This is a genomic window from Bacillus cereus group sp. BfR-BA-01311 (assembly GCF_022664295.1).
Lineage (GTDB): Bacteria > Bacillota > Bacilli > Bacillales > Bacillaceae_G > Bacillus_A > Bacillus_A cereus.
The window spans coordinates 25372-45937 of the sequence record NZ_JAKUHC010000004.1; the positions used below are offsets into that span (position 1 = coordinate 25372).

Sequence of the window (20566 nt, forward strand, 5' to 3'; positions counted from 1 at the left end):
AAACGGAAGGGTGAAGACATCCCAATGATCAACTAATTCTATTTGTAAGAGATCTTCGTTAAAAAACGAAATATTCTTCTGAATAGGGTTAGTCTGTACATTTATAGAAAAGGGATGTATTTCGCTCTGCGAATATATAGTCTTTTTATATGATTTGTGCTGCCTCCTGTTCAGAACATGAAATAGGAGGCTTTTTTATGTCGACAAATGTAGTAACGAAACAAAACAATGGGGTATCACAAGTATTAAAAAATCGGTTTGTACAAGGGATTTTAGCATCAGCATTATTTTTACAAATAGGAATATGGGTTCGAAACTTTGCGGTATTACTATATGTAATGGAAATGACAAAAGGTGATGCTTTTGCTATTTCTATGATTTCAGTTGCTGAATTCGCTCCAATTTTTATTTTTTCATTTATTGGCGGTACCTTTGCTGATAGGTGGAAGCCAAAGAAGACAATGATATGGTGTGAAACGTTAAGTTCCATTTCAGTATTCGCTGTATTAATTACGCTTATGTTTGGAACGTGGAAAATTGTGTTTTTTGTGACACTCATCTCTGCAATCCTTTCACAGTTTTCACAACCATCTGGAATGAAGTTGTTTAAACAACATTTATCAACGGAACAAATTCAATTAGCGATGTCTATATATCAAACGATATTTGCAATATTTATGGTATTAGGACCAATTCTAGGGACATTTATCTTTCATAGTTTTGGAATTTATATTTCAATCATCATAACAGGTATCTCGTTTTTACTTGCGGCAGTTGTATTGTTATTTCTTCCGAAAGATCTTGAAAACGACGTAGAAAAGAAAGATATCACTCTGCTGCAGGAGATGAAGGATGGTATTAAGTATGTCAAAAAGAAAAAAGCATTAACTTTGCTAGGGCTTTGCTTTATGGCTGCAGGACTAGGTATAGGATTAATTCAACCATTAGGTATATTTATTGTGACTGAGCAGCTAGGATTATCAAAAGAGAGTTTACAGTGGCTACTAACAGTAAATGGTGCGGGAATGATTGTTGGCGGAGCATTAGCAATGGTATTTGCGAAAAACGTTGCTCCGCAAAAGATGTTAATTATCGGTATGCTTGGTCAAGCAATTGGTATTGGCATTATAGGATATTCTACAAATTTATGGGTGACACTTACAGCTCAGCTTTTTAGTGGCTTAGCTCTTCCTTGTATCCAAATTGGTATTAATACGCTTATTATTCAAAATAGCGATACCGATTTTATAGGTCGTGTAAATGGTATTTTAAGTCCGCTATTTACCGGTTCAATGGTAGTAACGATGAGTATAGCTGGCTCATTAAAAGAGATGTTTTCATTAAGTATGATGTATGAAGGGACGGCTTTACTTTTTATAATTGGATTATTGTTTATTTTACCTATATACAATTTAAAGCCAGTAATAGCGGTAGAAAGTGAAATAAGTGGTAAAGGAAGTGCTGTACAAAATGAATCCTAATCCAAATATTAAATACCCTATTGAAGGAAATCAAAACGTTCAATTTATAAAAAATACAATAACAAAACCTAATATACTTGTTGGTGACTATTCTTATTATGATGCGAAAGATGGAGAAACATTTGAAAATCGAGTATTACATCATTATGAATTTCTTGGGGATCGCCTTACTATTGGAAAGTTTTGTTGTATTGCATCTGGAGTTAACTTTATTATGAACGGAGCGAATCATCGGATGGATGGATTTTCGGCATATCCATTTAATATCTTTGGAAATGGGTGGGAGAAGTATACACCTAGTTTGTCTGATTTACCTTACAAAGGCGATACAGTTATAGGAAATGACGTTTGGATTGGTATGGACACAACTATTATGCCCGGAATAAAAATAGGAGATGGTGCAATCATTGCAGCTAAATCTGTTGTGACTAGAGACGTCGCACCATATACAATTGTTGGTGGAAATCCAGCAAATAAAATAAAAGAGAGATTTTCAAATGAAATAATAGAAGAATTATTACAAATTCAATGGTGGCATTTTGACATTGAAAAAATAACTGAAAATATAGATGTGATTGTACGAGGAGATATTGAACCATTAAGAAAGCTAAAAAGGGAATAAAAAATGCATGACAAAGAGTATCATACCTCCGAATTTTGTTAATGATAATAGAACAAGGAGGTGTGATACTATGGCACAAGACGTTTTATGTGAAGTAAATAACTGTAAATTTTGGGCGAACGGTAATAAATGTAGTGCAGAGGCAATTTACGTAGTAAGTCATAAAGGTAAACATGCATCTACAACGGAAGAAACAGATTGCAAAACTTTCGATCCAGAAGTATAAATGTTTGAAGGGTAGCCAAATCGTGGTTGCCCTTTTATTAATTATAGTATTGATAATAAATATCATTTTCATTCATTGTTTTTAACTTTTCTTGTTATTTTTTCATATTTTTTTCATAAGTGATGTAATCCAACTCAATTCATGTTCAATTCGTGATTTACTAAATTCAATGACTTCAGTAATAAAAGATGAGGTAACATCTAGAGACTGAATAGCAGTAAGCTGATTATATAGTACGTTTTGACGTACAGTCAAAATCTCTTTTCTATCCTCATAGTCAAGTTTTTCAAATAGCGCAATACGAACAAGAAATTCTGTATTGTTTGTCGCAAGTTTTTCGGGAAACTCTCGTAACATTTCAGAAAAAATTTCTTCTCCTGTTTCTGTTATATCGTACATATTTCGGTTTGGTTTTCCGACTTGTTTATGTATTTTTTTCGTTATAGCACCCATATTTTCAAAGCGCCGAAGGGCAGGATAAAGCATGTTGTGATTTAATTCGAAATTTTCACCTAAACGATTTTGAACATTTTTTTTAATTTCATATCCATGTTTTGGTCCTGTCGTTAATTCTGCTAGTAGTAAAATGTCAACGTACATAAAAATCCCCCTTATATATTTCTCAAGTTCTCTAATGAAAAATCCCCTTTGGTATATGTTAAAATAACATATGATAGTTTATACAACTTTGGACTGCCGACCTATCACTTTTATTGTAAAAGAAAAGGGAGGAAAGAACTATGGCTTCACCTGAAAATGTTATTTTAGTTCATGAAATTTCAAAGCTGAAAACAAAAGAAGAATTATGGAATCCATATGAATGGTATCGTTTGATGAGGGATAATCACCCAGTTCATTATGATGAAGAGCAGGATGTATGGAATGTTTTTTTATATGATGATGTAAATCGTGTTTTATCAGATTATCGCTTATTTTCAAGTAGAAGGGAGCGCAGACAATTCTCAATCCCTCCTTTAGAAACTAGAATAAATATAAACTCTACAGATCCACCAGAACATCGCAATGTACGTTCCATTGTTTCTAAGGCATTTACTCCAAGAAGTTTAGAACAGTGGAAACCTCGAATACAGGCTATCGCAGATGAACTTGTACAACATATCGAAAAATGTAGTGAAGTTAATATCGTTGAACAGTTTGCTGCACCTTTACCTGTTACCGTTATTTCCGATTTATTAGGAGTCCCAACAACAGATCGTAAAAAAATGAAAGAATGGTCTGATATTTTATTTATGCCGTATAGTAAAGAAAAGTTTAATGATCTGGATGCCGAGAAAGGGATAGCATTACATGAATTCAAAGCATACCTTCTACCGATTGTTCAGGAAAAGAGATATCATTTAACCGATGATATCATTTCTGATTTAATTCGAGCTGAATATGAAGACGAAAGATTAACCGATGAAGAAATTGTAACCTTTTCATTAGGTTTACTAGCGGCTGGGAATGAAACCACTACAAATTTAATTATTAATAGCTTTTATTGCTTTTTAGTAGATTCACCTGGAATTTATGAAGAGTTAAGAAAAGAACCTAACTTAATTTTAAAAGCGATTGAGGAAGTATTACGCTATCGCTTTCCTGTTACATTGGCCCGGAGGATTACAGAGGATACAAATATATTTGGTCCTTTCATGAAAAAGAATCAGATGATTGTTGCGTGGGTTAGTGCAGCGAATTTAGATGAGAAAAAATTTTCACAAGCCTCTCAATTTAATGTACATCGAACAGGAAATGAAAAGCATTTAACCTTTGGGAAAGGTCCTCACTTTTGCTTAGGAGCACCACTTGCACGTTTAGAAGCTGAGATTGCATTAACTACCTTTATAAATGCTTTTGAAAAAATAGAGCTATCTCCATCTTTCTGTTTAGAAAAATGTATATTGGAAAATGAACAAACATTAAAATACTTACCTATTCGATTGAAAGCCAAATAAAAATCTTAACAAGGTGCATACATTTGCATCTTGTTTTTTTGTTTCTCAATTGTGAGTTTTCGGCAATTACCTTAATATGGAATTGTATAAAACGTAGAGGAGGATTCTTATGTTGACTTGTAATGGAAGTAAATCATTTCAAAAGTTTATTAAAGGTGTTACAAATCTTATGGAAAACGGTTTATTTGAAGAAGAAATAGTGTGTGGCATTGAAAAGTTACTAGAAGAACTTTTAGAAAAGAAAACATGGCTTCCGTTAGATAAACAGAAGGCCAATTTGACTCAATATGCACGACATTTATTGTATGAAGATCCGCTCAAACGTTTTGAAGTACTAGCTCTCGTATGGAAAGATGGACAATCTACACCTTTACATGACCATGACGGCACATGGGGAGTAGAAGGCGTTTTTTCAGGAAGGATTATGGTGAAGAACTTTATACAAACGAAACAACTTGGAAATTCACTTGTTTATTTAACACATACAGGAAATCTTTATTTGGGAGAAGGAGAAACAGATAAAGTAATTCCACCAGCGGATTGTCATATTCTTGAAATTAGTAAAAATGAAAGCGTTATTACGATTCATGTCTATGGAAAACGGCTAGAAAAGTTTAAAGTATATATCCCAACTGAAGAAAAAAATGTGTACATGTGTGAGACAAAATACATTAGTTATAATTCATAGTTTAAAATCCAAAGCTTTTTTAAAAAGAAAAGCTTTGGATTTTATTTTTAATTATTTCTTGACCTGAAACGCTTTTCATAAATTATAAATAAGAAGTACCTCACGAGGATTGTATGAAAACGATACCTAATAATTAATTAGAACTCGTGTATTTATAGAAAGTGGTGAAGAAATAATGAAATTAATCGCAATTGATTTAGATGGAACTCTTCTTTCGGGGAATAAAATGATAAGTAAAGAAAATGCAGAAGCAATTCGAACATGTCAAGAAGCTGGCCATGTTGTAGCAATTTGTACAGGACGTTCTATTGTTGACATTGAGCGATTATTGTTAGAAGTTAATTTAGAGTGTCCAATCATTGCGGAAAATGGGGCTCTTATATATAAAGATAAAAAAATGATGAAGAGATATCCAATTCAAAATATGCAGGCACTTGAAATTGTAGAATATCTTGAAGAGAATGGTTTATATTATCAGCTTTATACTGATAAAGGTGTGTATGTACCGGATTATGGAGTAGAGAGTGTACGTAATGAAATTGAGTATGTGAAGAATTCAAAAGAAAATTTCGACTTGAAAGAGTTAGAAACAATCGCAGCATTATATCTTGAGCATACAGCGTTTCATAGTGCGGAAAGTTGTAAACCAATTGTAGAAACAGATATACATGTGCATAAACTATTACCATTTTCTTATGATATTGAGAAATTAAAAAAACTAAAAGAAACATTTCTTCATAATACAGATTTAGCAATTACATCTTCATATTGGCACAATTTAGAGATTAATCATCGAGATGCTCAAAAAGGGAATGGATTATATACTTTAGCAGAACATCTTAATATTCCGGTTGAAAATACTGTAGCGATAGGTGATGGCCTAAACGATGTTTCTATGATGGAAAAAGCGAACATATCAATTGCAATGGGGAATGCAGTAGAAGAAATAAAAGCAATGTGTAAATACGAAACGTTATCAAATGAAGAACATGGTGTGGCACATGCTTTATATAAATATGTAATGTAAATAAAAAAGAAAAAAGAATCCATTTGGATTCTTTTTTCTTTTTTATTAGGGGTAAGGTATTCTATGAGATTCATAGAAGCCTTATTACATTTTATTATATAGAATATATTGGAATAAATGTTTATATTTTTCATAAAAATTGTGAATATTTTATGAACTTTATACTTATTACATGTTTATACCGCTATTAGTAACGTGTATGACTCTCGAGTAAAAATTCAGTGAATGTAAGAAGGAATTCAAGTTATCTAGATAATAAGTGAGGAATCAATGAAATATATACTAATTAAAGGTATATTCAGTATATATATTCTTTTCTTGTTTTAATTGAAAAATAAAATTTGTTCGAATAATTATTCTACAGCTATATACCTACACTAGCTTTCTTCGTATAATGGAGAAGTATGAATTTTAGATTTGTATTAATTTTACATATTGAGGTGAAAAAGGAATGAATTCGCGGCTAATGGAACTTATTGATGTGAGTACAATAGAAACCATGGCAGAACAATTTTATAAATTAACTAACATATCACATCAACTTCTTGATGCTGAAAAAGAGTGTGTTTTTTCATTCGGAATGAATGAGATAAAAAAGAGTAAACTTCCAAAGATTGAAATCCCCATTTTCTTATACAATCAACATTTAGGATCTTTTGTTGTATGGTCCAAAAAAAGTGAAATTTTCAGTTGTCAAAAATACTTTGAAATGCTCTCAAGTTTAATTTTAGATGGTGCAATAAAAGTATTTCAAAGTAAAAATACAACGTTGCTTTCTCGGAAAGAAGAGGAACTACATACGATTTTACAAAACATGCCTGTTATGGTCGATGCGCTTGATTATAATGGAGATTTTGTTTTGTGGAATCGAGAATGCGAAATTGTAACAGGTTATACCGCTGAAGAAATAATTGGAAATCCCAATGCACTGCAATTATTGTATCCTGATCATAATTATCGCCATCAAATACAAAAGAAATTTTTAACTTGTGGAAAAAATTTCAGAGATTGGGAAATGCACTTAACATGTAAAAATGGTGAAATCAAAACAATAATGTGGTCGAATATATCAGAACAGTTTCCTGTAACAGGATATAGTTATTGGGCTGTTGGTGTAGATATTACACATTTAAAAGCGATAGAAGAGCAGTTAAAACAACAAACATCTGAACTGGAATTAATTTTTAAAGCTTTACCAGATTTATGTTTCTTAACAGAAGATGATGGCACAATTATAGATTACAAGGCAGGATCTCCTACAAGGTTTTACGTACCCGCAGAAACTTTTATGGGAAAAAAGTTTTATGAAGTATTACCAACGTCAGTAGCACAGCAGTTTCAGGAAGCCATTAATCAAGTGAAGGAAAAAGGAACGAATGTAATTGTAGAATATCCACTCACACTTAATGGAAGTATTGATTTCTTTGAGGCTAGGTGCTTACCATTATTACATGATAAAATTATGATTATTGTACGCGACATTACAGAGCGAAAAAAGACAGAAGAATTGCTAAATAAATCAGATACGCTTGCAGCAATTGGTCAATTAGCAGCTGGCGTGGCTCATGAAGTAAGAAATCCTTTAACTGTAATTAAAGGTTTTATACAGTTATTTCAAATTAATAAAGAAGATCAAGAAAAATATTTTGATATTATGCTCTCTGAAATTGAAAGGATAGAAGCGATCCTGCAAGAATTTCTGGCAATTGCTAAAACAGATGAGATAAATACAGAAAAGAAAAATATTTATCAAATTTTTAAAAATGTCGTATCGTTAATGAATACAAAAGCAATTATGACAAATATTCAAGTTGAACTATTTACGGATGACAAAGATATAATTATTGAATGCTCAGAAAATCAATTGAAACAAGTATTTATTAATATTTTGCAAAATTCAATCGAAGCTATGCCAAATGGTGGGGAAATTTCAATTCACATAAAAGAAATAAATGATGATGGTGTCATCATTCATGTAATAGATGAAGGAATAGGAATACCTGAAGAAAGAATTAAGAGATTAGGTGAACCTTTTTATAGTACGAAAGAAAAAGGGACTGGTATTGGATTAATGTTAAGTTATAAAATTATTGAAAGTCATCAAGGGACAATTAGTATCATGAGCGAGGTTGGTGTCGGGACAACAGTAACTATTTACTTACCGAAAGTACTAAGTAAACAATCTCTTTCTAATTGTGACGACAAATGTATAGCAATACGCACTAGTAGTAATTCTTAAATCAATTAATACCCAATAACAAAGCGATTAGTGAAAACTAAGCTTTTTGTTATTGGGTATTTTTTATATTTAATTTAGTAAACTTTACCTTTTCTTTACCTTTGTTTTAATTTCTATTAAGTTTTAAACATTATATTAATATTTGTACAAAGCAATGTATAGAAATTGTACATTACTTTTAATATAGAAATGTGATTATTATTTGAAATATTGTAAGGAGGAGATTATGACAAGGTGAAAAAGCAAGAGAAGAAAAGTGGTAGAGTAGTACCTCTCCGGTTAAATATTTTATTCCTTTGTGTATTTTTATTATTTTCTGGCATTATTATTCAGTTAGGGAAAGTGCAAATTTTTGATGGAGAAACATATAAAAATGAAGTAGAAAAGAGAGAAAATGCAACCGTGGGCCTTTCTGTACCACGTGGGAAAATATTTGATCGTGAAGGAAATCCAGTAGTTGATAATAAGTCTTTACGTACGATTACATATACAAAGGTGAAAGGTGTAAAACAAGAAGAAATATTAAAATCAGCAAGACAACTTGCAGATATTATTGAAATGCCACAAGAAGATATAGATAAGTTAACTGAGACTGATAAGAAAGACTTTTGGATGCAATTAAATCCAGAACTTGCTCAAGACTTAGTATCAAAAACAGAAATAGATAAGTTCCGAGATAAGGATATTACCGGAAAAGAGCTAGACAAAAAAATAGAAGATTTAAAAAGGAAACGCGTTACAGATAAAAATCTTCAAGAACTAACGGCTAAAGATATAGAAGTGTTAGCTATTAAAAGTAAAATGACCTCAGGTTTTCAAATGGCACCTCAAATTATTAAAAAGGACGTTAGTGAACAGGAATATGCGGTGATTAGTGAAAATTTAGCGAACCTTCCAGGAGTAGACGCATCAGTTGATTGGGAGAGAATCTATGTAAATGATGGATTATTCCGTTCTGTCCTTGGTAACGTTTCAAATGCTGATGAAGGATTGCCACGTGAACGATTAGATTATTATTTAGTGCGTGATTATAGCCGAAATGATAGGGTCGGCAAAAGTTATATCGAACAGCAATACGAAGATGTACTTCATGGTACAAAAAAAGAAGTAAGAAGCATTGCTGATAAACAAGGAAATACTATTAGAACGGAAACGGTTTCGGAAGGGAAAAGCGGTAAAAATTTAACTTTAACAATAGATATGGAATTGCAAAAAAAAGTAGAGGAGAGCATAGAAAAAATATTAAAACAATATAAAGGATCAGAATCAATGTTAGACCGTGCTTTCGTAGTGATGATGAATCCGAAAAATGGCCAAGTATTATCAATGGCTGGGAAAAGGCTTGTAGAAAAAGACGGGAAAATGGAAGTTGAAGATTATGCTTTAGGCACGCTGACAAGTTCATATGAGCTTGGATCAACGGTTAAAGGTGCGACAGTGTTAACAGGGTTTGAAACAAATGCAATAACTCCTGGAACACATTTTTATGATGCACCTATGAAATTTAAAGGAACTAAGGAAAAGAAGTCTTGGAAAAATTTTGGTGATATAGACGATCTAAGAGCGTTACAAGTTTCTTCAAACGTTTATATGTTTAATATAGCATTAAAAATTGCTGGCGTGGGTTATGTGAAAAATAGTTCACTAGATATTAAACAAGAATATTTTGATAAAATGAGGTATTATTTCAGGCAATTTGGACTAGGCGTACAAACTGGTATTGATTTACCAAATGAAACCGCAGGGCAAATTGGAAGAAAAGATAATCAGCCTGGTTTCTTATTAGATTATTCTATTGGACAATATGATACGTATACACCACTTCAGCTTGCACAATATATTTCGACTATCGCAAATGGAGGGTATCGAATGAAACCACAAATTGTTCAAGAGATTAGAGAACAAACCGTTCAAAAAGATGAGGTTGGTAAAGTAGTACAATCAATAGAACCCGTTGTTTTAAATAGAATCGATATGAAACAAGAATATATTAATCAAGTAAAAGAAGGATTTAGAAAAGTATTTCAAGAGGGAGATGGAACGGGAGTAAGAGCATTCCAAAAAGCACCATATAAACCAGCTGGTAAAACAGGGACCGCACAAACTGTATATGGTGGAGAAAATGAAATTGGGCGAAATGCGAAAGGTGATCGTAGAGAATGTTATAACTTAACATTGGCTGGATATGCGCCATATGATGATCCAGAAGTAGCATTTTCTGTTGTAGTACCATGGGTTGAAAATGATAAATCGGGCATTAACTCCGATATTGGAAAAGAAGTTTTAGATGCTTATTTTGATTTGAAAAATAAGAGATTAACTGGTGAAGCGCCAAAAACAGATGCCTCTAAAGAGAATTAAAATGTACGAAACGTCTCTAGCATTCCTGTAAACTAGAGGCGTTTTTATCTGGGAATAGATTAGAAATGAGGTATATATGAAGCTGTTTATTCTAAAATATTGGAGGAACATATGTGGCTACATATTCATTATAATAGGGGTTATTTTTATTAATAAGTCCTTTTTATTTTGTATGGTAGAAGGAATTTCGATGCAACCTACTTTGAATGAAAAAGATTATATACTTGTTAATAAGGTAAACGTCTGTTTATCGTCTTTTCATCATGGAGATGTTGTCATTATAAAAAAAGAAGACGCGCCTACTTACTATGTGAAACGAATTATTGGATTATCGGGGGATAACATACAACTAAAAGAGGATGAGGTATTTATTAACGGTAAAAAGCGTGATGAGTCGTATATACATTTAGATATGTCACAAGTATCCAATCGTTTTTCAAATTTTAGAGAAATAAAAGTTCCTACGCATAAATTATTTGTGTTAGGTGATAATCGTAATCATAGTAAAGATAGTAGGAATACACTTGGACTTATTGATGAATCAAATATAATAGGTAAAGTAGAAATGGTATTTTATCCATTTGATCATATAAAATGGATAAAATAATTCTATTAACGATTCACATTTTATAAAATAAATCATATATTGATAGCATAGGACAAGCAGAAACGCTTGTTCTAACCTCACAGAACACTCCTTATCACGGTTAGGCATCTACATAGGTAGATGCTTTTTTTATGTTGATGACTGAAAATTATTTATCAATATAATGTAGCAAGCATATTAGGACTATTAGGGGAAGATTACTTGTACAAATAACAGTATGCTTAATTAAAACAGTGAAATGTAAGGAGTGAGGAATAAGTGCTAAATATTTTAGTAGTTAATTTTCCAGCAGAGGGGCATGTAAACCCTACATTAAATTTAGTAAAAGCCTTTACTGAACGAGGGGATAACGTACATTATATTACAACGGCAAACTTTAAGGATAGAATTGAAGATTTAGGAGCTACTGTACATACTCATCCGGATCTATTAAAAGAGATTTCTATTGATGCTGAAACCTCATCTGGGTTAAATGCTTTCTTTCATGTGCATGTTCAAACTTCTTTATATATATTAGAAATTACGAAACAATTATATGAAAGTATAAATTTTGATTTCGTAATTTATGATATATTTGGCGCAGGAGAGTTAGTAAAGGAATATTTACAAGTTCCAGGTGTAGTGTCCTCACCTATATTTTTAATTCCGCCAGAATTTTTGAAGACATTACCTTTTCATCCAAATGCAGATATGCCATTTCAACCAGAGGAAATCTCTGAAAAATTACTAAATCAGATGGAACATAAATTTGGAGTAAAACCAAAGAATAATCTTCAATTTATGAATAATAAGGGTGATGTTTGTCTCGTATACACAAGTCGTTATTTCCAACCTAATAGCGAATCGTTCGGGGAAAATAACATTTTTATTGGACCGAGTATTTCAAAGCGTAAAACAAATATAAAGTTTCCACTGGAATTACTTAAAGAAAAGAAAGTTATTTATATTTCAATGGGAACACTGCTTGAAGGACTCGAACCATTCTTTAATACTTGTATTGATACTTTTTCAGATTTTGATGGGATAGTTGTAATGGCAATTGGTGATAGAAATGATATTTCTAAAATTAAGGAAGCACCAGATAATTTTATAATTGCTCCATACGTACCTCAATCAGAAATATTAAATGAAGCAGATGTTTTTATTACACATGGCGGTATGAATAGTGTACACGATGCCATTCATTATAATGTCCCATTTGTAATAATACCGCATGATAAAGATCAGCCTATGATAGCGCAAAGATTAACTGAACTGGAAGCAGCACATAGACTATTGAAAGAACATGTTAATGTGTACTCTTTAAAAGAGGCCGTAACAGATGTACTTTCAAATGAAAAGTATAAACATGGTATAAGAAAACTTAATGATAGCTTTTTAGAATGTGGTGGTTCAAAAGAAGCCATTGCAGTTATTGAATCTCTTTTAAATAAAGTAAAACTTTAATTGGTGGGGCTTTACTGCCTGCAAATAGCGGGATAAATAGTCGTAACTGTATACAAGCATAGAGGTTCTCACCTTTATGCTTGTGTATTCTTATCCAGCAAATTGTACAGCAGTATTTGCATGTAAAAAAGCAGTATCAAAAACGGGAACAGTAAGATCATTTTGGGAGATGAGTAAAGGTATTTCAGTGCAGCCTAATAATATACCTTCAGCGCCGTTTTGAATTAATGATTTTGTAATTTGTAATAACCTTTCTTTAGATGTTTCTGAAATGATCCCTCTACTTAATTCATCTAATATGACATGGTGGATAAAAGTTCTTTCCTCATCATTTGGGATAATTGTCTCAATGTTATATTTCGCTAATCGTGATTTATAGAAATCTTGCTCCATCGTTTGTTTTGTTCCTAATAGTCCGATACGTTTTATATTCTGTTCTACCATTTTTTTAGCACTTACATCACCAATGTGAAGAAGCGGGATAGATATTGCTTGTTCTACCTCCTCAGCAAATAGATGTACAGTATTTGAACACATTAATAAACATTCAGCCCCAGATTTTTCAACTTTCTTTGCAACTGTAACTAGTTCATTTTTCACTTCTTCATATTGATGGTTTTGTAATAAAGTAGTTACTTCACCAAAGTCCATACTATATAAAACTAACTTTGCATTTTGATCGTATTGAGAGAGTGTAAGTGTATTAATATGTTTATAGTATAATGATGTAGATTCCCAACTTAATCCTCCAATCAAACCAATAACTTTCATAATGCATTCCTCCCGAAACGATTTTGAATTTATTATTTCATAATTCCGATAAGAATACAATGATTTAAATGCACTGTTTAATAAAAAATAAAAATAGTGAGAAAAGTGTTGAAATTTACATTCTTTAGTGCCATAATACGAATTACAAATTAATACTTATCCAGAGAGGTGGAGGGAACGGCCCTAAGAAACCTCAGCAACCCCTATGCAATTTTATAGGAAGGTGCTAATTCCGCAGAGGACACGATGTGTTTTTTGAAAGATAAGAGGATTCTTGAACGTGAAAGAAAGTGACCTCTTATGTAAGAGGTCATTTTTTTGTTGTATAGAAAGGGAGTGTCGATGCATAATTCATTTTTAAATTAAATATAGAGTAATAAAAGTTGACTAATACGAGAGGGGAATTGTCATGAACAAATTATCAACAAAGTTAGTAGTAGCAATCGGTATTGGAGCAGCATTATACGGGATATTAGGACTTTGGGGATTTTCTATTGCACCGAATACATTTATTAAACCAGCATTAGCTATATTAACTGTTTTTGGAGCATTATTTGGTCCAGTGGCAGGACTGTTAATCGGACTTATCGGTCATACCGTAACAGATACGATTGCTGGCTGGGGTATTTGGTGGGGCTGGGTTATTAGTTCAGGTATTATTGGTTTTTCAATGGGGCTTATTCAAAAAAGAGTTGGCTTTAGTGTGAAAAACGGGTCGTTTAACAAGGGGGATATTTCTTATTTAGCAATTACTGGGCTAGTTGGTATTGTCATCGCTATTATATTTGCTGGGGCATTCGATATTATTGTGATGGGAGAACCATTTGACAAAATTGTTATCCAAGTATTAGGAGCAACAATTTCCGATGTCATCGTTTTCTTAGTACTTGGATTGCCACTTACAATTGGTTTGGCGAAATCCAATAAGAAACATACACATTTAAAAATTGAAAAGTAGGGATGTTAACATGCAACCAATTATTTCGTTTGAACAATTCACCTTTCAATATGGGCATGCTGCGCAGCCTACTTTAAGTGATATTACCTTTCATATATACCCTGGGGAAAAAGTGCTAATTGCTGGACGAAGTGGTTCAGGAAAGTCGACATTAGCTCATTGTATAAATGGGCTAATCCCATTTTCTTACGAAGGGAATAGCACAGGTAACGTTTTAATTGCCGGTAAAGACCCAAGGGAAGGAAGTATTTTTGAACAAAGTAAACAGGTAGGAACAATTTTGCAAGATCAAGATGCTCAATTTATTGGTCTGACAGTAGAAGAAGATGTAGCTTTTTATTTAGAAAATGAATGTGTAAAGCAAGATAACATGAAAAAGATTGTTTCGGATTCATTAAGAAAGGTGAAGATGCATACGTTTCATAAACAAAGTCCACATGAATTATCAGGAGGTCAAAAGCAAACAGTTTCTCTTGCTGGTTTATTAACAACAAATGCGGATATATTATTGTTCGATGAACCATTAGCGAACTTAGATCCACTAAGCGCCATACATACGATAGAACTTATGAAAGATATACATGAGCAGTATAATAAAACGATTGTTATTATCGAACATAGGATAGAAGAAATTTTCAAACTGGATTTAGATAAAGTTATATTAATTGATGAAGGTAAAGTCATTGCGATGGGAACACCAAAAGAAATCTTAGCGTCAAATATATTACCACGTATTGGCTTAAGAGAGCCTATTTACATCGAAGCATTAAAGAGATTACATTTTGATAGTAATAATGACGTAATATATCCAATGGAAAACCTTCAAAAAGAAAAGGTAAGCAACGTTATAAAAGAGTGGATGGAGAAACAAGTCATATTAAAAAGGAATGCTAAAAACAAGGAATTACTTAAAGTGGAGAATTTATCATTTTCATACCCTAATAAACAAAAAGTATTAGAAAATGTAAACCTTTTAATATATGAAGGAGAAATTGTGGCACTGTTAGGACATAATGGAGCAGGGAAATCAACATTAGCTCATAGTCTTATAGGTATAAACAAAATGAAAAATGGGAAAATCTTGTTAAAAGGTGAAGATATTAGTTCTTGGTCTATTCGTAAACGTGGGGAAATCATATCTTACGTGATGCAAAATCCAAATCATATGATTACACAGCCTACTGTTTTTGAAGAAGTTTCATTTACATTAACATTACATAATTTTTCTAAGGAAGAAATTAAGAATAGAGTAGAAGGAACTTTAAAAATTTGTGGTTTATATCCATTTCGTAATTGGCCAATTCAAGCACTAAGCTATGGGCAAAAAAAGAGATTAACAATCGCATCTGTATTAACAACAAATCCTAAGCTTATCATATTAGATGAACCGACAGCGGGACAAGATTATTATCATTATAAACAATTTATGTCGTTTATTAAAAAACTAGCAAAAAAGGGTATTTCATTTGTTTTTATCACTCACGATATGAATCTCGCACTAGAATATGCAGATCGTGCAGTAGTTCTACATGAAGGGAAAATTATTGCGGATAATACAGTGTCTAATGTATTTGGTAATCAAGAAACGTTACAAAGAGCTAACTTAAGAGAGAGTTCTTTAACCAAGCTTGTTAAATTTAGTGGGATTTCATGTCCAGAAAAATTTATGGAGCTTTATTTAGATAGTAATAGGAGGGAGGAAGGTGCATAGTACATATTTTTATCGTATGGATGGGGTAGTGAAATTGTTTTTATTTATTTTTTGTATGACGCTTACTTTTTTGTTTTTTGATTTTCGGGTGTTGCTAATATTATTTATTATTGGGTGTATCGGACTCAGCATTGCTAAAATTCCATTTCGTAAAATTTTAATTGTTTTTAGTGTCATATTTACATTTAGTTTATTAAACTCTGTCATGATTTTATTTATTACACCAACTCATGGATCTGAATTAACTGAATCATATACCGTGTTTTTACATGTTGGATATGCAACGATTACATATGAAACATTATTTTATGCAGCTACACTTTCATTAAAGTATTTTACGTTATTACCATTTACACTTCTTTTTATTTACACGACAGATCCAAGCGAATTTGTAAGTAGCTTAAGTAAACTTGGTATTCATTATAAGATTACATATGCAATAAATATTGCACTACGTTATATTCCTGACATTCAGTCTGAGTATAAAATTATTAAACACGCGCAAGAAGCGAGAGGAGTGGCTTTTGAAAAAGGAGAAGCAAGTTTATGGGTTCGTATGAAGAACCGTGTTTTAATTTTCTGGCCACTAATCATTCATTCTCTAGAAAGAATAGATACGGTTTCAAATGCAATGGATTTAAGAGGATTTGGAAAGAAGGATAAACGTACATGGTTTTATACAAGTAAGGCGAAACGTGAAGATTTCATCGCTTTATTTGCCGGTATTTTTATATTTATTGTTGCAGTATATTTAAAATTAAACGTATTTCAAAACTTTTGGTATCCATTTTAAAGCACTCTTTAAACGAGTGCTTTTACTTATTTTTATGTAGACATGCTCAAAAAAGGGATATATACATAATGTATAATACGAACCAGTTAAAATGATCAACTACCTATTAGTTTTCAAACCAAAAGGAGGAGAAAATATGAGTTACGGTGGTTCTTGTGGTTTTGGTGGAGGTTTCGCTTTACTAGTTGTGTTATTCATTCTATTAATAATTGTAGGATGCAGCTGCTGGGGCGGAGGATACTAATTTTTAATTAGTCTTCACAAATGTAAACTAAAAAAACATTGAAGATACTTATGTATCGAAACAAATAAAAAAGGAGCATGGTCGCTCCTTTTTTATTTGTTTTAATGCGTATTCTTACTATATTTCGGGAACGTAATCATTAAAGTCGTTCCTTTACTAACGATACTTCGGATTTTTAAACTTCCATGCATTGTCTCAATAATCTTAACAGCAACCATTGTACCTAAACCAGTTCCTTTTGTTTTTGTACTAAAATACGGTTCACCGAATCGATGTATTTGCTCCTGTGACATTCCAACTCCGCTATCTTCAATTCGTATTTCAACTTTACTATTATTGATAGATGAGGAAATATTTAAGGTACCACCATTAGGCATTGCTTCAATACTGTTTTTTATTAAGTTTAAAAAACATTGTTGAAAGTGCTGTTTATTACCAACAATGGTTGCCTCAGAAAAATCCTGTGTAATATGTATCGTATTCATATTACACAATGGCAATATCATATTAATAACTCGATTTAACTCTTGTTTTACTGAAATTTGATCTAATTTTTCTGGAGCAGGTTTGGCAAACGTTAAGTAATCATCGATAATTTCTTGGGCACGATTTAACTCTTCAAGTATATGTTTAATATATTCGTCTCTTGATTCGGGAGTTAAATTTGGTGTTTTTAAAAGCTGTGTAAATCCTTTTACAACTGTTAAGGGATTCCTTACTTCGTGCGATATACTTGCAGCGAGTTGGCTAACAATCTCCATTTTTTCCATTTTAATTAATTTAGAGCGCATTAATACAGCATCCTTTATAACTTCATTTATATAAACAATAAATAACATTAAAGTAGTCGGTAATGCCATGAAATAAATAATATACAAATTATTCACTTCAAAATCTGATAAAGTTAATACAATTAAAGTTGTAAATATTGCTAGGAAAAAGGTTAAAAACATGGAAAAAGCTACTTTAAGTTTTCTATTATATGTATTAAATTTTGAAGATGCGAGTGCTGTAACGATGAACATTATTCCGTAAACAACGACTGTTAGCATATTAAATCCATAAAATATAAATCTTGTAATTAATAAAGTTGTAAACAATATGATACCGACAGGGAATCCACCATAAAGCGTACCTATTATGACCGGAATTTGTCTTAAATCATGAATACAACTTTCATCCATATAGATAGGGTATCGCATACATAAAATAAGCGGAATACTAGAACAAAGGGTAATCAGTAGTATTTTATATTTCTTTAAATAGTGCCGGCTATCATATATGAAATAAAAAACAAATATACTACATAAAATGTATAGAAGATTATTTAACACGTTTTGATTAATATAAACAAAGTCCATAATACTTGCCTCGTTATTCTGAATTTACTTAACATATGTATTATACATGATAACATATGTTAAAGTGAATAAACCTTGTTAATACAAGATTTGTTTGGCTTTTTGATATAAAATGCAAACATTCTGCAAACGTTAGCTATCCAAAGATATTTTCACCAAAATTTTTTACGCCTTCTTCCTGCATGCTCGGTAAAACATGAGAATAAATCTTAAGAGTTAATGAAATGTCTGTATAACCTAATCTCTCACTGATAATTTTAGGATTAACTCCTTGTTTCAATAGTATAGTTGCGTGTGTATGTCTTAAATTATGAGTTTTAATTTTTTTCACTGCTGCATTTTTTATTTCCTTATAAACCTTTTCCCTGAAAGCATTTCTGTATAACCCCCCACCCGATTTATTACAATTAATTAAATCCTAATCTTGATAAGCAGAACCCATTCATAATAAGAAACGTTTGGATGAGATTCTAAATAAATATAAAAATACTAAAGGGGAGTAAGGTATGAAAAAACAGGTGTTGCAAGAAAAGTGGACGAGCTAGGTCGTGTAGTAATTCTAGTAAGGGTTTACATTGATTTAGAAGAAGCTAACTTTATTTGAGATGAAAGAGATGTAATTCGTTTTCGTGAAATGTGGAGTCAATGTATGAGCTTGCTAAATATGGAATAAGCGTTAAGGACGTATCAAACGAAGGTTGCACTCCTCGTAATAGAATAGGCTGATAAGTATTTAATTGGAAATCGTCCGATAGATTAGGGATTTGTTAAATAGGAAGGAGACATCAAAATGAAAGCAATAGAAAACGGTGTGTTTGGAGTAACAAAATTAATCAATAAATCAAAAGGAGGACCAGCTGTAATGAATATCAATCAGATTAGTGAATTAGATCAATATCAAGAAGCCGCATTACGTACATGGAATACAAATAACGATTTTGGTGGACGTGTTTTAAATACAGCATTAGGGCTTACGGGAAAAGCTGGAGCTGGTTAGGTAGCTGATGTTGTAAAAAAGCTATTTTTCATGGTCATAGATTTGATCGAGCTCAGTGTCCAGGAGAAGTAGGAAATACGCATAAAATCGCTTTAGAGCTAGGAGGGGACATCTTGTACTACATTTTAATCATGTCTCACGAAACGGGATATACCTTGGGGTATATTTCCAAAAAGAACATACCTAAATTAGCAACAAGATGCCCAGACGGATTTAGTTGAGAAGCTAGTCAAAATCTTGTAGATGTGAAGTGAAAATCGTAATAAAAAAGAGCCATGAGTGGAAAGGCTCATAACTCCTTGTATGAGGGTAATGATATTATAGTTAAATATTATCATGAAATCCCAAAAAATTCAATGTTAGTCAATTAATTGGTATGAAATTGGATTTTATTAAAAAGAAGGAATGAAGGAAGATGTAAAAGATTTTGAAAGAGCCATAAAAAAAGAATTCAGTAAAACTCTGAATTCTTCTACACATATTTTTATTTGTTAATCCATTTAGAAATAATGGGATAATGAAAGTCTTTTTCTTGTAGCACATATAAAATTCCTTTTATAGGTCCAAAAATTAACAAGAGAAACAGTATTAGATATAAAGGAGCTACCCCGAAAATAAACAAAGCGTTAATTGAAGCCAAGTCTAAATTAGACCAAAATAGCATTAAGATTCTTATTATAAAAAGATTCCAAATTACTGTAATTATCCAAATGAATAGTTGGTAAAAAACAGCTTCAAGGATATTTTTTCGAATGTTTTGTGATTTACATACAAAATAGAAAACCAAAGGTATATAAAAAATTGTGACACTAAAGAAAATAAGAATAAAAAAAGATAATGATGTAAGAAAATGCATAATTAATTTTATGTTCTTTTCTTGAGTTAGGATCATTAAGGTCCTCCTATATTTATGAGATTTGTTGTGCCTATTAAAATATGTACTGTTGGTAATTATAACATGAAAATGAATTGTAATAGAAAAATGCATTAAAAAGAACAAGTAATAAATTAAACAAAAGCTTTATTTTGTTATAGATAAATAGGTGACTCAGCTATTGTGCTAGCCGAGTCACCTATGA

At 31.8% G+C, this 20566-nt stretch carries 18 protein-coding genes, 3 pseudogenes and 1 riboswitch; of the genes and pseudogenes, 16 read left to right on the top strand and 5 right to left on the bottom strand.

The window, feature by feature from the left end; all coding sequences use genetic code 11:
* The first annotated feature begins 197 nt into the window (after window positions 1-197).
* The 3 genes from MR136_RS10720 (at window position 198) to MR136_RS10730 (ending at window position 2329) form a co-directional block, all read left to right on the top strand.
* Window positions 198-1481 (top strand): MFS transporter, encoded by a 1284-nt coding sequence (locus MR136_RS10720; protein ID WP_000106396.1) that lies wholly within the window; start codon window positions 198-200, stop codon window positions 1479-1481.
* The gene (locus MR136_RS10725) at window positions 1471-2103 is read left to right on the top strand and encodes a Vat family streptogramin A O-acetyltransferase (RefSeq protein ID WP_001069204.1); all 633 of its coding nucleotides are present in this window, start codon (window positions 1471-1473) and stop codon (window positions 2101-2103) included. Before MR136_RS10720 ends, MR136_RS10725 begins: the two co-directional genes overlap by 11 nt.
* Before the next feature lie 70 nt (window positions 2104-2173).
* Window positions 2174-2329: a DUF1540 domain-containing protein gene (locus tag MR136_RS10730; RefSeq protein ID WP_000046095.1), complete on the top strand. Its 156-nt coding sequence runs from the start codon at window positions 2174-2176 to the stop codon at window positions 2327-2329.
* 102 nt (window positions 2330-2431) lie between these two features.
* Here MR136_RS10730 and MR136_RS10735 read toward each other — a convergent pair whose 3' ends face one another.
* Window positions 2432-2929, bottom strand: coding sequence for a PadR family transcriptional regulator (locus MR136_RS10735; protein ID WP_000289127.1), 498 nt, complete (start codon window positions 2927-2929; stop codon window positions 2432-2434).
* Between the two features lie 140 nt (window positions 2930-3069).
* Between MR136_RS10735 and MR136_RS10740 the strand changes: the two genes are divergently transcribed.
* The 7 genes from MR136_RS10740 to MR136_RS10770 all read left to right on the top strand — a co-directional run bounded on the left by MR136_RS10740 (window position 3070) and on the right by MR136_RS10770 (window position 12652).
* Window positions 3070-4284 carry a cytochrome P450 gene (locus tag MR136_RS10740; RefSeq protein WP_078421450.1) on the top strand — a complete coding sequence of 405 codons (1215 nt, stop codon included), beginning with the start codon at window positions 3070-3072 and terminating at the stop codon, window positions 4282-4284.
* Between the two features lie 109 nt (window positions 4285-4393).
* On the top strand, window positions 4394-4972 hold the full coding sequence (locus MR136_RS10745; RefSeq protein WP_000954442.1) for a cysteine dioxygenase family protein: 579 nt from the start codon (window positions 4394-4396) through the stop codon (window positions 4970-4972).
* Window positions 4973-5147: 175 nt separating this feature from the next.
* Window positions 5148-5999 (top strand): Cof-type HAD-IIB family hydrolase, encoded by an 852-nt coding sequence (locus MR136_RS10750; protein WP_000766393.1) that lies wholly within the window; start codon window positions 5148-5150, stop codon window positions 5997-5999.
* A gap of 451 nt (window positions 6000-6450) precedes the next feature.
* Window positions 6451-8238 (top strand): PAS domain-containing sensor histidine kinase, encoded by a 1788-nt coding sequence (locus MR136_RS10755; protein WP_078421653.1) that lies wholly within the window; start codon window positions 6451-6453, stop codon window positions 8236-8238.
* 234 nt (window positions 8239-8472) lie between these two features.
* Complete coding sequence (locus MR136_RS10760; RefSeq protein ID WP_000743775.1) at window positions 8473-10599, top strand: peptidoglycan D,D-transpeptidase FtsI family protein; 2127 nt, start codon at window positions 8473-8475, stop codon at window positions 10597-10599.
* A gap of 76 nt (window positions 10600-10675) precedes the next feature.
* Window positions 10676-11206: a signal peptidase I gene (gene lepB, locus MR136_RS10765; RefSeq protein WP_000765190.1), complete on the top strand. Its 531-nt coding sequence runs from the start codon at window positions 10676-10678 to the stop codon at window positions 11204-11206.
* Between the two features lie 258 nt (window positions 11207-11464).
* Window positions 11465-12652, top strand: a complete 1188-nt coding sequence (locus MR136_RS10770; RefSeq protein WP_098584578.1) for a macrolide family glycosyltransferase — start codon at window positions 11465-11467, stop codon at window positions 12650-12652.
* Window positions 12653-12742: 90 nt separating this feature from the next.
* Here the strand turns inward: MR136_RS10770 and MR136_RS10775 are convergent, their stop codons facing one another.
* Window positions 12743-13423: an aspartate/glutamate racemase family protein gene (locus tag MR136_RS10775; RefSeq protein WP_000864400.1), complete on the bottom strand. Its 681-nt coding sequence runs from the start codon at window positions 13421-13423 to the stop codon at window positions 12743-12745.
* A 153-nt stretch (window positions 13424-13576) separates the two neighbouring features.
* Window positions 13577-13692, top strand: a riboswitch (SAM riboswitch).
* Between the two features lie 140 nt (window positions 13693-13832).
* Here MR136_RS10775 and MR136_RS10780 point away from each other — a divergent pair.
* The 4 genes from MR136_RS10780 (at window position 13833) to MR136_RS10795 (ending at window position 17129) form a co-directional block, all read left to right on the top strand.
* Window positions 13833-14381, top strand: coding sequence for an ECF-type riboflavin transporter substrate-binding protein (locus MR136_RS10780; protein WP_001038210.1), 549 nt, complete (start codon window positions 13833-13835; stop codon window positions 14379-14381).
* 10 nt (window positions 14382-14391) lie between these two features.
* Window positions 14392-16092, top strand: a complete 1701-nt coding sequence (locus tag MR136_RS10785) for an ABC transporter ATP-binding protein (protein ID WP_098584680.1) — start codon at window positions 14392-14394, stop codon at window positions 16090-16092.
* Window positions 16085-16885, top strand: a complete 801-nt coding sequence (locus tag MR136_RS10790) for an energy-coupling factor transporter transmembrane component T family protein (RefSeq protein ID WP_048535402.1) — start codon at window positions 16085-16087, stop codon at window positions 16883-16885. Before MR136_RS10785 ends, MR136_RS10790 begins: the two co-directional genes overlap by 8 nt.
* 136 nt (window positions 16886-17021) lie before the next feature.
* Window positions 17022-17129 carry a YjcZ family sporulation protein gene (locus MR136_RS10795; RefSeq protein ID WP_000120182.1) on the top strand — a complete coding sequence of 36 codons (108 nt, stop codon included), beginning with the start codon at window positions 17022-17024 and terminating at the stop codon, window positions 17127-17129.
* Between the two features lie 101 nt (window positions 17130-17230).
* Here MR136_RS10795 and MR136_RS10800 read toward each other — a convergent pair whose 3' ends face one another.
* On the bottom strand, window positions 17231-18490 hold the full coding sequence (locus MR136_RS10800) for a sensor histidine kinase (RefSeq protein WP_078421649.1): 1260 nt from the start codon (window positions 18488-18490) through the stop codon (window positions 17231-17233).
* Window positions 18491-18626: 136 nt separating this feature from the next.
* Window positions 18627-18908 (bottom strand): annotated as a pseudogene (locus MR136_RS10805) (tyrosine-type recombinase/integrase); the annotation flags it as partial.
* A 114-nt stretch (window positions 18909-19022) separates the two neighbouring features.
* On the opposite strand from MR136_RS10805, the pseudogene MR136_RS10810 reads away from it, so the two are divergent.
* Together MR136_RS10810 and MR136_RS10815 are read left to right on the top strand one after the other, a co-directional pair.
* Window positions 19023-19211: pseudogene (locus MR136_RS10810) on the top strand (hypothetical protein).
* A gap of 69 nt (window positions 19212-19280) precedes the next feature.
* Window positions 19281-19708, top strand: a pseudogene (locus tag MR136_RS10815) (nucleoside triphosphate pyrophosphohydrolase family protein).
* Between the two features lie 263 nt (window positions 19709-19971).
* On the opposite strand, the gene MR136_RS10820 reads toward MR136_RS10815, so the two are convergent.
* Window positions 19972-20379: a magnetosome magnetite crystal formation protein family gene (locus tag MR136_RS10820; RefSeq protein WP_242259381.1), complete on the bottom strand. Its 408-nt coding sequence runs from the start codon at window positions 20377-20379 to the stop codon at window positions 19972-19974.
* Window positions 20380-20566 lie beyond the last annotated feature (187 nt).